A 16733-nucleotide genomic window follows, 5' to 3' on the forward strand; every position below is an offset into this window, starting at 1 on the left:
CCTTTTTTACCGTTATTGCAAAGGTAGTAAACTTAAATTACTTTTGTAACTATAAAAATGATAGTATAAAGATGACGAACTTTTTAGAACAAATGAAAAAAAGGTATACTGTAAAAAAGTATAATCCACAGGAAAAAATAGGAGCAGAACAGATTGCAGAATTGAAGGAAATTCTTAATTTAAGTCCTTCTTCGATCAACAGCCAGCCATGGAATTTTATTTTCGTTAATAAACCAGAACTCAGAGAACAGCTGGCAGAAGCATCTTATTTTAACAGGGAAAAAGTATTGGACAGCAGCCATATCATTGTATTCCAGGTGATAAAAAATCCCGGAGATTTTGAAAAGCAAATTGAAGAAAATCTTCCTGAAGGCTCAGTCAATTACTACAGGAATATGGTAAAACCAAATGGCGAAGCTGCCATCCGGGCATGGATGGGACATCAGGTTTATCTTTCACTGGGTGTTCTTCTTTCCGCATGTGCTGTTATGGGAATAGATTCTACTCCTATGGAAGGTATTGAAACGGAAAAATATGACGGAATCCTGAAAAATGATTCTTATAAAACACTTTTTGCAGTAGCCATCGGGAAAAGAGACGAGAATGATACTAACCATCCTGAAACGACTCCTAAAAGAAGGCTGAAGAGCGAAATCGTTATTTTAGAGTCCTAACGGTCCAACTTTGTTTAAAATAAAAGCTGTTTCGGGTGAAACAGCTTTTTGTATTATAATACTTTCAATTCAAGGTCTATTGTTTTTCCAAAGAATTTCTTAGAGATCTTTTCAAAGTTTTTTGTCAGATCCGAAAGATAGAAATGATAGTTTGGCTTTGGATTATTGTCATTCAGAAGATGGTATTTATCCAGGATGATCTTCAGGTGATTGGCCACAATATTCGGAGAATCTATTACACGCACCCTGTTTCCGTAATACTGTTTGATCTCGTCAATCAGCAAAGGATAATGGGTACATCCAAGGATAAGGGTTTCAATATTTTTAAGCTTATTATTGCTTAAATAATTATAAATGATAGCATGCGTGATCGGATGGTTCTTGAATCCTTCTTCAATGGCAGGGACCAGCAACGGAGTAGCCAGCTCATCAACCTTGATCCATTTATTATGCTTTCTGATGCTCTTTTTATACAATCCGGAATTGACCGTTGCTTTTGTGGCAATAACTCCAACATTATTGTGGATCTCATAGGCTACTTTTTCAGCAACGGGATTAATAACGTCTATGACAGGGACTTTTCCATTTACAGACTGCATGACCTCGTTTAAAGCATTTGCTGTAGCTGTATTACAGGCAATAACAATTGCTTTACAGTTTTGCTGAAGCAGAAAATTGGTGATCTTGGTAGAATATTCTATAATCGCGTCCTTCGATTTTTCACCGTACGGAAGGTGTTTGGTATCTCCAAAATAGATCAGATCTTCGTGGGGAAGAAGTCTTTTGATCTCTTTGGCTACGGTAAGTCCTCCCACCCCGCTATCGAAAATACCGATAGGCTGGCTTGGTGAAAGATGTGAATAATCTTGCTTTTTAGTTTTCAAATGAACTGAAATTTTATACAAAAATAGTGAATAATCGGATATTTAATTAAGATTACTGATTGAAAAATCTTTCGGGTATCTTACTTTATAGCTCACTCTGAATTTTTTAGTTTCGGATGAGGAAATTTTAACGTTCCACAGTAAAAATCCTTTTTCTTTATCGAGTTCAGCATTATCACTTTCAAGAAGTTCAATCTTTACAGCTTCATCCTTACTTAAAGGAATCTGATCCCTTATCTCGATATTGATTGCTTCTTTTTTATGATTCCGGACAACAAGATCATAAGTAATTGTTTTTTCCTGATAAGAAGAAAATAATTTCTCACTTGCCTTATCTTTTACCACTTCTTTACGTACACTAATTTTCTTGTCATCACCAAGGGTGATGCTCATCTTATCATTTGCCTGATTGGGATTAATCCTTGTTTCGCCTACGTACATATTTTCAAAGATCACACTGGCAGGACCTGAAATCAGATTATATTTGTTAAAATCTTTAATATCTGCAACCAAATAGGCAGTAGCATTGTATTTTGGAACTGTATAGTATTTATAATCTGCGGGAAGTTTAATCTGTTTTAGGTTGATAAAATGGTCTTCATCATTTGACAGAATATCATAAGGAATATCTGTATCAAAACTTACGTTTAACTGATTTTCATTAATTTTCATTCCATAACCTACCATTACAACTTCTTCAATCTCCATCGTGCCAATAGTATCTCTTTTTCCTGAATATCCAATGTTTGCTCTTTCTTTATTATCATAAGAGTTCAAAAACCAGGGATTCATAACCGGAGCTTCATTATTTCTTGAAGATCTCGCATTGATTAATGAAAGCTTAACTCCTTTCCAGTCAAGTCCGGTATCCTGTCTTACCTTTGCTTTAAAAGTGACATCTAAAGGTTCAGTAAGCTTATTGCCCTTCACTTCATAAAACGGTTCCCAAAAAACATTTTCTGCCAAATATCCTAGATCCATTTTTGCATTCCCGCCTCCACTGCTTGCAATTCTCAGAACAATAACACCATCAGAAAAAGTTTCTTCAGCTTCTGTATTAGCTTTCAGACGGTTTTTTAAAGCTTCAAGCTTCTGTACAGTTTGTGTATATTTTTTATTAATATCAAGCTGCGCTATGCTAATTTCATTTCTTTTGGCTTTATAATATTCTGTCAGCTGCATCAACTGAGCTACACTGGAAGTATTGCTTCCGACTAGAAGTCCCTGATTTTTGTCTAAAAGTTCCAGTGTTTTTTCATTTGTCTGCCGTTCAATATTGATTTTCGTACTGAGGTTTTCCAAGATAGCAATACTGTCTTTAATTTTCTTTCCGTTAGGATTATTATTCTCAAAATAATTCGAGTTGTAGCTGTCTCTGTATTGCGCAGATAGAATTGAAACATCTTTATTATTCGTATTAATCTGTATTGATTTCTCCATAATTTCATCCGAAATATTGGTCACAACAACCTCAGAAGTCCCTGCAGGAAGCGGAACGTTCACATAATTATGAAGTTCAGCAGAAGTTCTGTAAACATTCACAGCATTAACTTTTGCTTTTGTAAAAATCGGTTTTTGAGAGAAATGTAAGGTGCTAAAAAGAAGAAGAAATAATAGTAAGTTTTTTCTCATAATTCATGGTTTATATTTAGAGTATAATTCCAAATATACATCAATAAACCTTATACCAAAAATAAATCTGATGCAATTCCATCCGCCATAAACCAATGCTTTTCCGGGATTTTCAAATGATTGTTCTCAGTGATTAAAATACCTTCTTCTATTTTAGATTTTATTTCATTTTGGAAGTGTTCAAGAATCTGATCATTGAATTTATTCTTCAGGCTTTCAAGATCTACTCCCCAAATTGTCCTGAGACCAATCATAATCATTTCATTGAACTGATCTTGTTGTGACAGGAGCTCTTCTTCTTTAGCCAGAATTCCGGCATCAAGCTTTTTAATATACTGCAGATTATTGGCAATATTCCAGCTTCTCACATCAAATCCGTTGTACGAATGCGCGGAAGGACCTATTCCAAGATATTCTTTATACTTCCAATACGCAGAATTATGTCTTGAATAAAAGCCTGGTTTTGCAAAATTGGAGACTTCATAATGCTCAAATCCGTTGTCTTTTAAGAAATCTGACAAATAATAGAACTCATTATTCTGCTCTTCTTCTCTAGGACTGGCCACTTTTCCTTTTGAAATCCAGTTCTCCAAAGCTGTTTTTGGCTCAACTGTCAATGCATAAGATGAAATATGTGGAACTTCAAGGGCTATTGTTTTGTTTAAATTTTCTTTCCAGATCTCCATATTGGAGGTCGGCGAACCATAAATCAGATCAATGCTCAGGTTTTCAAACCCAAAATCTTGTGCTCTTTTGATGGAATCTTCCGCTTCGGAAGCATTGTGCGCACGGTTCATCAGCTTCAGATCTTCCTCGAAAAAGCTTTGGGTACCGATAGAAAGCCTGTTGACCGGCGATTGGGTCAGCTGCTTTAAAAAGCTTTTGTCCAGATCATCAGGATTGGCTTCCAGGGTTACTTCAATATCACTGTCAAAACTGAAGTACTTCAGAACCTCATCAATTAAGGAATTGATTTCATCTGCTGAAAGAATAGACGGTGTTCCGCCGCCGAAATACAGAGATTTTAAACTTTTATTCTGCAGTTCGTCTTTTCTAAGCCTGATTTCGGTCTTCATGGCACGGATCATCTCATCTTTAAAATTCAAAGAGGTAGAAAAGTGAAAATTACAGTAGCTGCATTTCTGTTTGCAGAAGGGTATGTGAATATATATCATAAAAAAGCCCTGAAAATTTCAGAGCTCAAATTTATTTAAATTAAATCATATTAGTATCTATATCCTCTATGATTAATAAAGTTATCAAAGTTATAACCTAAGCTGATCATAAAGCTGTTTCCTCCATAGGTCTGGATATCAGACATTCCGATGTTATACGTGGCTCCGATCATGAATTTATTAAATCTTACTTTAACAACCGGTGCCACCTGAAGCTGCTGGCTGTCAAATCTGTTCTGTACCGTTCTGTAGCTTACTCCAGCGGAGAATGAATTGATGTCATTAAAGAAAGTAGCCATTAAGTTATAGTCAACCATCCTTGTTGAATTGGTATTCAGGTTGATCAAAGCTGATGGCGTTACAAAGATATTGTCAGCAAAATGCCAGTCATATCCTAAGTTTAAGAAGAATTTAATTGGTGAAGGCTCAATTCCGTTTACGATAGCCTTATCATTACTTAATGCGATATCATTTACAGAGATTCCTGCAAAGATATTTCTATAGGTAGCTGCTGCACCGAAGTTGGCGTAAGCCATAAAAATATTCCCTTCTTTTCCGATCAATAATGGATCGTAACCATCTTCAACGTTCACTGAAGTATAGTCGAAGTTCATATTATAAAATGAAACACTGGTACCGAAAGAGAACTGATCTTTTCTGTCTCCCTCACTACTTAGTGGAATAAAGTATGAAGCTCCCGCTGTAATACCGCCTGCAGAAATAGGGCCATTGCTGTCTCTGAAAATAGAGAGCCCTGCTCCCACTCTGTCGAAAATGTTCCCGTTGATTCCTATAGACTGCGTATTTGGAGAATCGCTGAACTTGTCAAATTGTTTGTGGTAATTAGCATTAAGCTGTACGTAATCGGTCTTTCCGTACTGAGCTGGGTTGAACAGGAATTCACCATCCAAAAGATATTGCTGATAGTATGGTAGTGATTCTTGTGCTTTGTATGCATTTGACAAAAGAGCTAAACATACGATAGCATATAGTTTTCTCATAACAAATCTTGATTTCAATTCAACAAATATAAAAAAATTCTCAATATATTTTTAGTTTTCTAAATAATTTCTCCATTTTTTTACGGCATCCGCCATATCTTTGGGCATTGGGCTCTCAAAATATAATTCCTTTTTAGTGGTTGGGTGTATAAACCCTAAAGTATGCGCATGGAGCGCATGTCTGGGAAGAATTTCGAAAACATTTTTTATAAACTGCTTATACTTAGGCAGATTCACTCCTCTTAAAGGGGTATGCCCTTCATATCTTTCGTCATTAAACAAAGTATGCCCGATATGTTTGAAATGGGCCCGGATCTGGTGGGTTCTTCCTGTCTCAAGTTTACATTCTACCCAGGTCATATATTTAAAGCGTTCTAAAACCTTATAATGCGTCACTGCGTGCTTTCCGTGACTTCCGTCCTCATAAACGGACATCTGCATCCGGTTTTTGGGATGCCTGCCGATATGCCCTCTTATGGTCCCCTCATCTTCCTGAGGATTTCCCCATACAAAAGCCCAGTATAATCTTTTTGTCGTTCTGTTGAAAAACTGTTTCGCTAAAAAGCTCAATGCATATTCGTTTTTTGCAATCACCAGAAGACCGGAAGTATCTTTATCAATCCTGTGAACAAGCCCTACTCTGTCGAGGTCAGATTTCTCACCGCTCTTTTCAAAGTGGAAAGCCAGTGCGTTTACCAATGTTTTGTCCCAGTTACCATGACCTGGATGTACCACCATTCCCGGTTCCTTATCTACTACTACCAGATCGTCATCTTCATAAATAATATTCACAGGAATATCCTGAGGAATGATCACATTTTCCCTTGGCGGATGGGCAAGAAGCACCGAAATCTGGTCACCCGGCTTCACCCGGTAATTCTGTTTTACCGGCACTCCGTTTACAACAACATTTCCGGCTCTGCAGGTCTGTGAAATTTTATTCCGGGAAGAATTTTGCCTGTATATCAATAAGAACTTATCGATTCTTAACGGCTCCTGGTTTTTATCGACTTTGATATTAAGATGTTCATACAGTCCTTTATTCTCCTCATCAATATCGATGTTCTCCAAACTGTCGGAATCCAATAATTCTTCATCTAAAAAGTCTTCGTTATCTTCTGCCATTATTTTTATTTTTTACGCAAAAGGCCTCAACATTTTGCAGTTGAAGCCTATATTTTATATAATAAACCGTGATTATTCTACCACTACTTTTTTAGCCTTTGGCTTTTGGACCGGCTGCTGTGTTGCATTTCCTGTCGTTGTTGCCGGCTTAGTTCCCGAACCCTGGCTGCCTGTTGCAGTGGATTTAGGCTTTTCTGTTACCGTTCCTGATGGTTTGGTTCCGGTAGCTGTACCAGTTTTGGCTGGTTCCGTCTTTGCCGGTTCAGGTTTAGGAGTTTCTTTTTTGGGTACAGGCGCTGCTGCAGGTGGGTTATAACTTGGCTCCGGATAGCTAGGAACTTCGTCATAATGTACCGGAGGCAGTGAAGTATCTACCTTCATACGGTAAATAGAGTTCAGCTGTTCTACTTTAGCTCTAAGCTCGGCAGGCGTTCTCTTACTTGCCCAAAGGTCAATCTGCATTCCCTGGTCTCTTACATCTCCGGAAGCCGGATCCTGATAATAGATAATGTCAGATTCATCTTTACTTCCATCTTCATGCTCTACCAATCCTACTTCAAATAAGCTTTTGGCGATAACCGCTTTGGCTTCTTTTACAGAAAGGCCTACTACACTAGGAATTGAGATATTTCTCATAGGACCGGAGCCTACTACAACATCAATCACGGAGAATCTCGGAAGACGTGATCCCGGATTAACGGCATTACCTTTATATAATACTCTTAAAAGAGCATCTTTCTGAATACTCGGCTCATAGATGGTATCGCCGATCTTAAGACCAACCTGATCCAGTCTCTGGAAAGCCAGTCCTGAATATTTATTGATCACATCCGGAATGGTAATAGGAGCCCATGTTCTGGGATTAACTACAATTCTTACCAGCGAACCCGGCTTTACACGGGAACTGGACAAAGGATGCATCTTTAAAACCTGAAAAGGCTTATATTTTGGATTGTACTCAGCACTGTCTACTTCATATTCCAGCCCGGTATCCTCTAATATTTTTACGGCATCATAAACCGATTTATTAATAACATTAGGCACAGGAATTTCCTGACCATGGTTGGTATGGTATTCCAGCCAGCGGAAAGTAAGCCACACTAACCCCACAAAAATTCCGATGGCGACTACTAAATTCAGTAAAACTTTCCAATTGAAAAGTGATTTAAGCATACTTAAAAATACTTTAATTATAACGGCAAATATAGCTAATAATTTTAAATGTACTTTTATTTAACACAATTCATTTCAATTTTAAAATTTCTGAATTTCCCTTATTGCATTACATAAAATGATTAAATTTGCCTTAATTGATACTATAATGGTTATGAGCAAAAAAAGTGTTGCCGTTGTCATGGGAGGCTATTCAGATGAATATGTGGTTTCCTTAAAAAGCGGTCAGTTGATCTACGATTCTCTGGACAGAAATCTCTATGATGTATATAAAGTGATCATCCTTAAAGATGAATGGTACTTTTTAGGGGAAAACGATCAAAAATATGAAATCAACCGCGGGGATTTTTCGGTGACATTGGACAACAATGAGAAACTGAAATTCGATGCCTGTTTCAACATTATCCACGGAACTCCGGGTGAAAACGGGATTCTTCAGGCTTACTGGGACGCCATCGGACAGAAATACACCGGTTGTGATTTCTATCAGAGTGCTTTAACCTTTAATAAAAAAGATACATTGGCTGTATTGTCAAAATATGGTATTCCTTCTGCTAAAAGCATTTATTTAAGAAAAGGAGAAGATATCAATACGGACGAAATTGTTGAAAGTCTTGGCCTTCCGGTTTTCGTTAAGCCCAACCAGTCCGGATCATCTCTGGGAATCTCAAAAGTAAAGGAAAAGTCAGAATTAATTGCTGCGACTGAAATTGCATTTAAAGAAGATAATGAAATCCTGATCGAAAGCTTTCTGGACGGAATGGAAGTTTCTGTAGGCGTCATAGATTTCAAAGGGGAAACCATCGTTTTAGGAATCACCGAAATCGTACCGACCAATGAATTCTTCGATTATGAGGCTAAATATGAAGGGGCTTCAGAAGAAATTACTCCTGCAAGAATTGACGATGCAACCAGAATCAGAGTCGAGGAAATTTCAAAAAGAGCTTACAATTCCCTTGGCATGAGCGGTTTTTCAAGAAGTGAGTTCATCCTTATGGACGGTATTCCTTATATGCTTGAAATGAATACCAATCCGGGATTCTCTCCTGCCAGCATTCTTCCGCAACAGGCAAAAATTTATGGAATATCCATCACAGATCTCTGTGGAAACGAAGTAGAAAAAGCACTGAATAAATAATAATAGAAGTTAGAATCTAGAGGTTAGAAGTTAGTTGTTAATGAATGGAAGTTTGAAGATGGAAGAAAAACCCGGTGAATAGTACACTATACCCCGAAACCTGAATCTCGCAACCCGAAACTCCGAAACACAAACTCGCAACCCATAACTCATCATAACACGTAAAACATGAAAATTGCTGTTTTCCCCGGATCTTTTGATCCTATTACCCTGGGACATTATGATATTATTGAAAGAGCGGCTCCGCTTTTTGACAAACTGATTATTGCGATCGGGCAGAACTCCCAAAAAAAATATATGTTTCCACTGGAAAAAAGAATGGAATTTATTCAAAATTCCGTCGCTGAATTCCCCAATGTGGAAGTTGACTTTTTTGAAGGATTAACAGTAGATTACTGCTTTGAAAAGGATGCACAATACATCCTCAGAGGATTAAGAAACCCTGCCGATTTTGAATTTGAGAAAGCAATAGCCCACACCAACAGAACTTTAGCCCACAAAAAGCTGGAAACCGTATTCTTATTAACCTCATCCGGAAAATCTTTCATCAGCAGCAGTATCGTAAGGGAGATCATCAACCACAACGGAGAATACGAATTGCTGGTTCCGGAAGCTGTTAGGGTAGAAAAAAAAGCAAAATAAATGATCAACAATAAATGATAACTGATGTAATGGCCAAAGATTTGCTTATGCAGAAATCATTCATCGATTATCATTTACCATTCATACATATATGCACGAACAGTTCAATTTTGCCATAGAGGTGCTCGGAACCATTTCATTTGCGATGTCGGGGAGTTTTGCAGCGATGCAGAAACGCCTTGATCCGTTCGGGGTACTGATTATTGCATTTGTCACTTCTGTGGGCGGAGGAACTGTAAGAGATCTCCTGTTGGACATTCCCGTTTTCTGGATGCACGACCTTTTAACGTGTGCACTGATTTTGGGTACAAGCATTTTTGCCATGATCTTCAAATCCATTGAAAAGAACTTCAAGGTAACCTTATTTATTTTTGACAGCTTCGGGCTGGGACTATTTACCATTATCGGAGTTCAGAAAGGATTGAATGCAGATATACATCCCCTGATATGTATTGCTTTGGGAACCATAACCGGCTGTTTCGGAGGAATTATACGGGATATCCTCCTCAACAGAATTCCGCTGATCTTCAGGAAAGAGATCTACGCTACAGCATGTATTGTCGGAGGTTCTGCATTTCTTCTGATGACTAAACTTATCCCGCTTTCCTATACATTTATACAGATATTCACTATTATGCTCATTGTCGCGATCAGAACTCTTGCCGTCAAATATCAATGGCAGATCCCTAAATTTTATGGCTATGATCAGAATTCTGAGATGTAGTAATGTCCTCACATATAATAAAAAAAGCACCCGAATTCAGGTGCTTTTTTAGTTTTCGTATGTTGTTTTTAGAAGAATTTCCCCCTCTGTCTCATATTCGGGTTGTGCATATGTTTCTGCATAGAAGGCATTTTCAGCTGATCTTTCATCATTTTAATCTGATCCGTCATCATTCCTGCCGAATCCAATCTTTTAGCTTCCTCCAGAAGCTTCTGCCCTTCCTGTTTTCTTCCTTTAGAAATGGCTGCTGCTGCAAGATTCAATGTTGCCATTGCTCTGTCATGCTTCATATTCAGACCATATTCCAAAGCTTTTTTCATCAGTGGTTCCACTTTCGCAGGATGCTCCTGAGCCTGGGTAAGTCCCTGTAAATAGTGAAAATATCCATATTGGGATTTATGAAGCTGCGCCTGGTAATTGGTAATTCCGTTTAGCCATTGTGCGGCTTTTTCCATATTCTGTTTTCTCAGCTGCCAGAAGGCAAGGAGGATATATTCATTCTTGATGAAAAGTATAATAGGCAGTGCTGCAAGAAGGAATACTACAATTCCCCAGCCCAGACTTCTTGTGAAAATCATCATATAAAGTCCTAAAAGGATAAGAACTGCTGCAATTACAATTTTTATGTACTTATTCATTGTTCAGTTTTAGAAAGTGCAAAGATAGAAAATTTACAGGTTAGAAGCTAGAGGTAAGAAGTTAGAATTTTCATAACTATTCGCTCTTGATCCGTTCAAAGGTCTGAAAGCAAAAATCATATTCATTCTTTTCATCCTTTTCATGACAGGTTTCTTCAGTTTTTTTCCAGACTTTCAGATCGATCTTTGGAAAGAATGTATCGGCCTCAAGATCAGCCTTTACCAAAGTAACTTCCAGTTTATCAACAATTTCCATAGTCTGCTCGTAGATATTTCCGCCACCGATGATGAACACTTCTTCATCGATCTTTTTAGCGAATTTTACCGCTTCTTTAATGCTCCCTACGATCAGTATCCCTTCTTCGAACCAGTTTTTCTTTCTCGAAATTACAATATTGGTACGGTTGGGCAGCGGCTTTCCTATACTTTCATAAGTTTTTCTGCCCATGATAACAGGATGTCCGGAAGTCATATCTTTAAAGTGTTTCAGGTCTTTAGGAAGATGCCACAGCAGTTTATTTTCAAAACCGATCTCGTTCTTCTCTCCCATGGCCACCACTATTGTTGTCATTCTAATAATTTTTTACAAAATTAGCACATAATTTGTATATTTGATTAGCACAAAAAATTAAAAAAAATAAACTATGAAAAATAAAGGCTGCCTTAGCGCAGGAACTATCGGTATTGCACTGCTTATCATTGTAGGTGTACTATTCTTCTGGGGGAAAAACGGGTATAATAATTTTGTTTCGAAAGAACAGAACGTGAATTCCAAATGGTCTAATATAGAAACAGTCTATCAGAAAAGAGCCAATCTTATTCCAAATCTGGAAAGAACCGTTAAATCGTATTCAAAATTTGAGCAGGAAACATTGACCAAAGTTGTTGAAGCACGTTCTAAAGCAACTTCCATTAATATCGATCCTACGAATATGACGGAAGCAGATATGGCGAAATTCCAGGCTGCACAGGGAGAATTATCCGGAGCATTAAGCAGATTAATGGCTGTAGTGGAATCTTATCCGAATTTAAAAGCGGACCAGCAGTACATCAATTTCCAGAGAGAATTTACGGCGATAGAAAACAGCATCAGAACCGAAACGGTTTATTATAATGATGCTGCCAAAGATTACAATACCACAATCAAAACGTTCCCGAATAATATTCTGGCAAATTTTACAAACTTTAAAGAAAAACCTTTCTTCAAGGCTGAAGCCGGTGCAGAAAAAGCACCAGAAGTATTTAAATAATGAGCCGTTTTCTGACAAATCAGCAGATCGCTTCCCTTGTGGAAGCCATACAGTCAGCAGAAGAACATTCTACAGGCGAGATCAGGGTACACATTGACTCGAACACGGAAACGCAGAATGCACAGACTGCATTTGAGGTTTTCAAAGAACTATGTATGAATAAAACTGCCGACAGAAATGCCGTGCTTTTTCATGTTAATTTCGAACAGAAATATCTGACCATTATTGGTGACATCGGAATCCATGATAAAGTACACCAGTCCTATTGGGATCATCTGCACGACTATATCACTGCTGAATTTGCCAAAGGAAATTATTATAAAGCTTTAAAAAGCGGCATCCTGGAAACAGGTCTTGAATTAAAAAAATATTTTCCTGTAGAAGGAAAGAATCCCAATCAGCTGTCTAATGAAATTACGTTCTCTTAAACTGGTATTTTCATTAATACTCTTCTGCTTTTACAATTTTGTATCGGCACAATACACGATTCCGCCCAAGCCGGCGGTTCTGTATCCTGTGTTTGACGAAGCAGGCCTGCTGACGCAGCAGCAAAAAGACGAACTGAACAATAAGCTGATCAAATTTGCAGATTCTACTTCCACAGAAATCGAAGTGATCATTATCCCTTCTACCAAAGGAGAAGATGTAAATTTTCTGGCAACCATGTTCGGAGAAAAATGGGGGATCGGAAAAAAAGGCGTGGATAATGGCGTTGTTTTCCTGATCGCTACAGAAGACAGAACCATGTCTATTCAACAGGGAAGAGCTGTAGAACAGTACCTTACCGCTTCTGTTGCAGGACAGATCCTTGATTATATTGTCACTCCCAATTTCAGGCAGGGACAATGGTACGATGGTATCAACCGCGGTACTTCAGCGATTATGGAGGCTGTTCAGGGGAAATTCAAACCTATGGAAACCTCAGCACCTTCTGGTAACGGAAGTGCTTTTAAAATCCTTCTTATCGCATTTGTCATCTTTATTATTCTGGCCTTTATCTTCGGAGGCAGAGGTGGCGGACGTGGCGGCGGTAATAATGACGACGACGATGTCATCATCACCAGAAGAGGACGCAGAAATTATCCCGGCGGGTTCTTCCCATTCCCTGGCAGCTTCGGAGGCGGTTTTGGAGGCGGAAGTTCTGGCGGAGGTGGCGGATTCGGAGGCTTTGGTGGCGGAGGAAGCTTCGGTGGTGGCGGAGCCTCAGGCGGATGGTAATTTGGAAGATACAAAATTTAATATAATCGGGCTGATTGCCCGATTTTTTATTTAATGTATTAAAATCAAGCCATTTCTTTGTTTTATTTTAATATTAAATTCAGGTTTTCGTATTGAAAAATTAACAAAACCACTGAAAATCCATTTTTTATTCAATTTTTTTTCGTTATATTTACTGAAAACAGGTTTATGAAAAAGACGCTGGTAGTTTTTGCACATCCCTATTTAGAGCACTCCAATTCAAATGTAGAGCTTATTAATTTCTATGTCCGCCACCAGCACTTTACCCTTAGAGATCTTTACGAGGAATATCCCGATTTTCATATTGCGGCATTCAGAGAGAGAAAAAGATTAAAAAACTATGACCGTTTTATTTTCCAGTTCCCACTGATATGGTTCGGAATGCCTCCTTTATTAAGATTATGGATTGATGAAGTCTTTGACAGGGACTGGCTCAAGGAAGGACAGACCAATCCATTGGAAGGAAAAGAGGTCCACATTCTGATAACGACCGGAGGAAAGGAAAGATCTTTCAGCAAAAACGGAACATATCAGTACACCGTAGAAGAACTCGTCAGCGGACTGATCGTATCTCTAAAGGTTTTCAAAGCCGACATCAAACATATCAAGATCGTTTATGAAGCCAATAAACTGAGCAAAAAAGATATTATTTTACATAAAAAAGAATTTGCAGAACTACTCAATCAATAGCATATGGAGTCCAGCTTAGCAATGAATACATTAATTTTCCTGGGTGTAGCCATTATTATGGTTCCGCTGGCGAGGAAATTCGGGCTGAGTTCTGTGATCGGATACATTTTAGGAGGTATTATCATTGGCCCGTATGTCCTAAGGCTTACCGGAAAAGATGTTAACGACATTATGCACGCCAGTGAATTTGGAGTGATCATGCTTCTTTTCTTGGTGGGACTGGAACTGGAACCCCGAAAATTTTGGGAAATGCGGAAAAAAATCATGGGACTTGGCCTTACGCAGATGCTGCTTTCGATCTCCCTCCTCTTTCTGGTTTTCATCAGTGCCGGATGGAGGATCGATAAAGCCATTGCCATTGCGATGTGTTTTGCCCTTTCTTCTACAGCAATTGTACTGCAGACCCTGCAGGAAAAGAATAACCTGAAAACTATGGCCGGAGAAGCCTCCTTCTCTACCCTTCTGTTTCAGGATATTGCCGTGATCCCTATTCTGGCAATTCTTCCGATCATCGCCAATTATAAAGCCAGTCATCATAATAACGAAATTCAGATTATTATTCAGAAACTTCCGGAATGGCTGCAGGCCGGCACGGTGATTTTAGGGGTTGCCATATTGATTCTTCTGGGAAGATATGTATTTGTTCCTTTCCTACGCTATGTTTCAAAGTCGGGAATGACGGAACTGCTTACTGCCTCGTCATTATTCCTTGTGATCGGGGTTTCAGAGCTCATGGTGGCGATAGGACTTTCTCCGGCCCTGGGAGCTTTCCTGGCCGGAGTAATGCTTGCCAACAGTGAATTCCGGCATGAGCTGGAAGCGCAAATCAATCCATTTAAAGGGTTGCTTTTGGCTGTATTTTTTGTAAGTGTCGGTTCTACGATCAATTTTAATATTATCCAGCAGGATCCTCTGTTTATTTTTTCTACTGTTTTTGCGGTATTGGCCGTAAAATTTGCAGTTTTGTATGCTATCGGAAAGTTTTTTAAAATTGATACTCCCCAGAGTTTATTTTATGCATTTGCTCTTTCCCAGGTAGGAGAATTTGCTTTTGTCCTGATCAATTATGCTTCGGATCTTTATCTGCTAAGTCCGGAACTCAATGCACAAATGATGGCTGTTACTGCGATCACGATGTGCATTACTCCTATCCTCCTGATCATTAATGACCGGTTCATTACTCCTAAATTCATTAAAGAAATTCCTGATGAGGAGAATGATTTTAATATTCTGGACAACGATATAACCCAGAAGAAGATCATCATTGTCGGTTTCGGACATTTTGGAAGTACGGTGGGGCGTCTTTTAAAAGCTAATAAAATTTCGGCAACGGTTCTGGACAGGGACTCCGACCGTGTAAAACTGTTGAGAAGCTACGGTTTTAAGGTTTATTACGGAGACGCGACAAGAATTCCCACCCTCAGAGCTGCAGGGATTGAAGATGCGGAGATCCTGGTTCTCTGCCTTGATGATCCCGATGATAATAAATTCATAGCAGATCTGGTTCGGGAACATTATCCGAAAGTACGGATTTTTGTAAGGGCAAAAAACAGAATTGATGCTTATAATTACCTCAATAATGGCATTGAAAACATTTACCGGGAAACATTAGGAACCGCAGTAGATATGGCAGTGGATGTCCTTCATGAAACCGGCATGAGAAAATATGCGGCAAGACGTATGGGACAAAGATTTATGGCCATAGATAAAGCATCTATCAGAAGACTGGCCAAAGCAAAGGATGATGATGAGATCCTATTATTCACCACAAAAGAAATCCTCCAACGTGAGGAGGAATTACTGGCCTATGACAACCTTAATTTTGATAACAGAAATTGGGAAGGTTCCTCGTCAGTAGATGAAGAAAATGACGAGGAAGCTCCTAATTAATTTATTGAATATTGACGCTTCCGCCACTGCTTTCCTGCTTGGTTACATTTTTAAGCTCACCTCTTTTAGAAACATTTACACTTCCGCCTGAAGAAGCTTCTGCATGCAGTGATGAAACAGCACTGATCTCAACACTTGCCCCGCTGGAAGCTTCAGCTTTTACATGATCGGCAACGACTTCTTTTCCTGAAATACTGCTGCCTGATGAGGAAGTAATCTCTGCATTTTTACTTTTTCCTGAAATATCAATGCTTGCTGCTGATGAGGCATCAACATCAAGGTCTACTGCCCATACTTTTCCGCTGAAGCTGCTGCTGCTGTCTGCAGAAATATCCAGATCATTGGCTTCCAGATCTCCGGAAACGCTTGCTGCGCTGGATATTTCAACATCCATTTTTTCCTGTGTGAATTTATCTTTTATAGTAACACTTGCCGCAGAATTGGCAACGAGCTTAGTAAAATCTTTTGTGTAGATTTTAGCTTTTACATTGTGGCTGTTCATCACCCTTATTCCCTGCTTGTAATGGATATGGAGCTTCCCGCCACTGTTCTCTACAAGAATTTCATTGAGGATATTTTCCGGCGCAGAAATGACCACTTTTTCAGTTCCGGATTTGATTATTTCAGCATCGATAGCCTGGGAAACCTCTATTTCGTCAAAATCTCCGTTAAATACTTTCTCTTTAACGGGACCACTGTCTTTGTCTATCACTTTGTCTACCCAGCCGTTATCATTATTACGGTCATTATTTTCATTGCTTCTTCTGTCATGTTTCTCATTGCATGAGGTTATCAGCGCAAAGGCTGACAATATAAAAAGACTTGTCGATTTCATGTTTACTGCTTTTATAAATTAAG

18 protein-coding genes are annotated in these 16733 nt (G+C 38.7%); 9 read left to right on the plus strand and 9 right to left on the minus strand.

The features are described from left to right. Nucleotides 1–71: 71 nt before the first annotated feature. On the plus strand, nucleotides 72–674 hold the full coding sequence (locus tag J4Q03_RS16470; RefSeq protein WP_426049214.1) for a nitroreductase family protein: 603 nt from the start codon (nucleotides 72–74) through the stop codon (nucleotides 672–674). 53 nt (nucleotides 675–727) lie between these two features. Here the strand turns inward: J4Q03_RS16470 and murI are convergent, their stop codons facing one another. The 6 genes from murI to J4Q03_RS16500 form a co-directional block, all read right to left on the minus strand. After that, nucleotides 728–1558 (minus strand): glutamate racemase, encoded by an 831-nt coding sequence (gene murI / locus J4Q03_RS16475; RefSeq protein WP_116014406.1) that lies wholly within the window; start codon nucleotides 1556–1558, stop codon nucleotides 728–730. Nucleotides 1559–1600: 42 nt separating this feature from the next. Next, entirely contained in the window at nucleotides 1601–3190 is a 1590-nt protein-coding gene (locus J4Q03_RS16480) for a DUF4139 domain-containing protein (RefSeq protein ID WP_426049215.1), read from the minus strand. 50 nt (nucleotides 3191–3240) lie between these two features. Continuing rightward, nucleotides 3241–4365 carry a radical SAM family heme chaperone HemW gene (gene hemW / locus J4Q03_RS16485; RefSeq protein ID WP_426049216.1) on the minus strand — a complete coding sequence of 375 codons (1125 nt, stop codon included), beginning with the start codon at nucleotides 4363–4365 and terminating at the stop codon, nucleotides 3241–3243. 50 nt (nucleotides 4366–4415) lie between these two features. After that, on the minus strand, nucleotides 4416–5366 hold the full coding sequence (locus J4Q03_RS16490; RefSeq protein ID WP_426049217.1) for a PorP/SprF family type IX secretion system membrane protein: 951 nt from the start codon (nucleotides 5364–5366) through the stop codon (nucleotides 4416–4418). Nucleotides 5367–5417: 51 nt separating this feature from the next. Then, entirely contained in the window at nucleotides 5418–6491 is a 1074-nt protein-coding gene (locus tag J4Q03_RS16495) for an RluA family pseudouridine synthase (protein WP_306846534.1), read from the minus strand. Between the two features lie 72 nt (nucleotides 6492–6563). Further along, entirely contained in the window at nucleotides 6564–7664 is a 1101-nt protein-coding gene (locus J4Q03_RS16500) for a PASTA domain-containing protein (RefSeq protein WP_426049218.1), read from the minus strand. Nucleotides 7665–7818: 154 nt separating this feature from the next. On the opposite strand from J4Q03_RS16500, the gene J4Q03_RS16505 reads away from it, so the two are divergent. The 3 genes from J4Q03_RS16505 (at nucleotide 7819) to J4Q03_RS16515 (ending at nucleotide 10168) form a co-directional block, all read left to right on the plus strand. Then, nucleotides 7819–8802 (plus strand): D-alanine--D-alanine ligase, encoded by a 984-nt coding sequence (locus J4Q03_RS16505; protein WP_426049219.1) that lies wholly within the window; start codon nucleotides 7819–7821, stop codon nucleotides 8800–8802. Nucleotides 8803–8970: 168 nt separating this feature from the next. Further along, nucleotides 8971–9444: a pantetheine-phosphate adenylyltransferase gene (coaD, locus tag J4Q03_RS16510; protein ID WP_426049220.1), complete on the plus strand. Its 474-nt coding sequence runs from the start codon at nucleotides 8971–8973 to the stop codon at nucleotides 9442–9444. 91 nt (nucleotides 9445–9535) lie between these two features. Beyond that, entirely contained in the window at nucleotides 9536–10168 is a 633-nt protein-coding gene (locus tag J4Q03_RS16515; protein WP_426049221.1) for a trimeric intracellular cation channel family protein, read from the plus strand. 68 nt (nucleotides 10169–10236) lie between these two features. Here J4Q03_RS16515 and J4Q03_RS16520 read toward each other — a convergent pair whose 3' ends face one another. Together J4Q03_RS16520 and J4Q03_RS16525 are read right to left on the minus strand one after the other, a co-directional pair. After that, nucleotides 10237–10806: a DUF2892 domain-containing protein gene (locus J4Q03_RS16520; RefSeq protein ID WP_426049222.1), complete on the minus strand. Its 570-nt coding sequence runs from the start codon at nucleotides 10804–10806 to the stop codon at nucleotides 10237–10239. 76 nt (nucleotides 10807–10882) lie between these two features. Further along, nucleotides 10883–11377 carry a dihydrofolate reductase gene (locus tag J4Q03_RS16525; RefSeq protein ID WP_426049223.1) on the minus strand — a complete coding sequence of 165 codons (495 nt, stop codon included), beginning with the start codon at nucleotides 11375–11377 and terminating at the stop codon, nucleotides 10883–10885. Nucleotides 11378–11450: 73 nt separating this feature from the next. Here J4Q03_RS16525 and J4Q03_RS16530 point away from each other — a divergent pair, with 73 nt between their 5' ends. From J4Q03_RS16530 to J4Q03_RS16550, 5 genes are all read left to right on the plus strand, one after another. Continuing rightward, nucleotides 11451–12056 (plus strand): LemA family protein, encoded by a 606-nt coding sequence (locus J4Q03_RS16530; RefSeq protein ID WP_111959991.1) that lies wholly within the window; start codon nucleotides 11451–11453, stop codon nucleotides 12054–12056. Beyond that, nucleotides 12056–12484: a TPM domain-containing protein gene (locus J4Q03_RS16535; protein WP_426049224.1), complete on the plus strand. Its 429-nt coding sequence runs from the start codon at nucleotides 12056–12058 to the stop codon at nucleotides 12482–12484. Before J4Q03_RS16530 ends, J4Q03_RS16535 begins: the two co-directional genes overlap by 1 nt. Continuing rightward, nucleotides 12465–13274 (plus strand): TPM domain-containing protein, encoded by an 810-nt coding sequence (locus J4Q03_RS16540; protein WP_426049225.1) that lies wholly within the window; start codon nucleotides 12465–12467, stop codon nucleotides 13272–13274. The genes J4Q03_RS16535 and J4Q03_RS16540 overlap by 20 nt, the downstream gene beginning before the upstream one ends. A 189-nt stretch (nucleotides 13275–13463) precedes the next feature. Beyond that, complete coding sequence (locus J4Q03_RS16545) at nucleotides 13464–13985, plus strand: NAD(P)H-dependent oxidoreductase (protein WP_426049226.1); 522 nt, start codon at nucleotides 13464–13466, stop codon at nucleotides 13983–13985. A gap of 3 nt (nucleotides 13986–13988) precedes the next feature. After that, the gene (locus tag J4Q03_RS16550; RefSeq protein ID WP_426049227.1) at nucleotides 13989–15875 is read left to right on the plus strand and encodes a monovalent cation:proton antiporter-2 (CPA2) family protein; all 1887 of its coding nucleotides are present in this window, start codon (nucleotides 13989–13991) and stop codon (nucleotides 15873–15875) included. Between the two features lies 1 nt (nucleotide 15876). Here J4Q03_RS16550 and J4Q03_RS16555 read toward each other — a convergent pair whose 3' ends face one another. Further along, on the minus strand, nucleotides 15877–16710 hold the full coding sequence (locus J4Q03_RS16555) for a head GIN domain-containing protein (RefSeq protein WP_426049228.1): 834 nt from the start codon (nucleotides 16708–16710) through the stop codon (nucleotides 15877–15879). Nucleotides 16711–16733 lie beyond the last annotated feature (23 nt).

Origin of the sequence: Chryseobacterium sp. NFX27 (assembly GCF_049887855.1) — a bacterium.
In the GTDB taxonomy this organism is placed as follows: Bacteria; Bacteroidota; Bacteroidia; order Flavobacteriales; family Weeksellaceae; genus Chryseobacterium.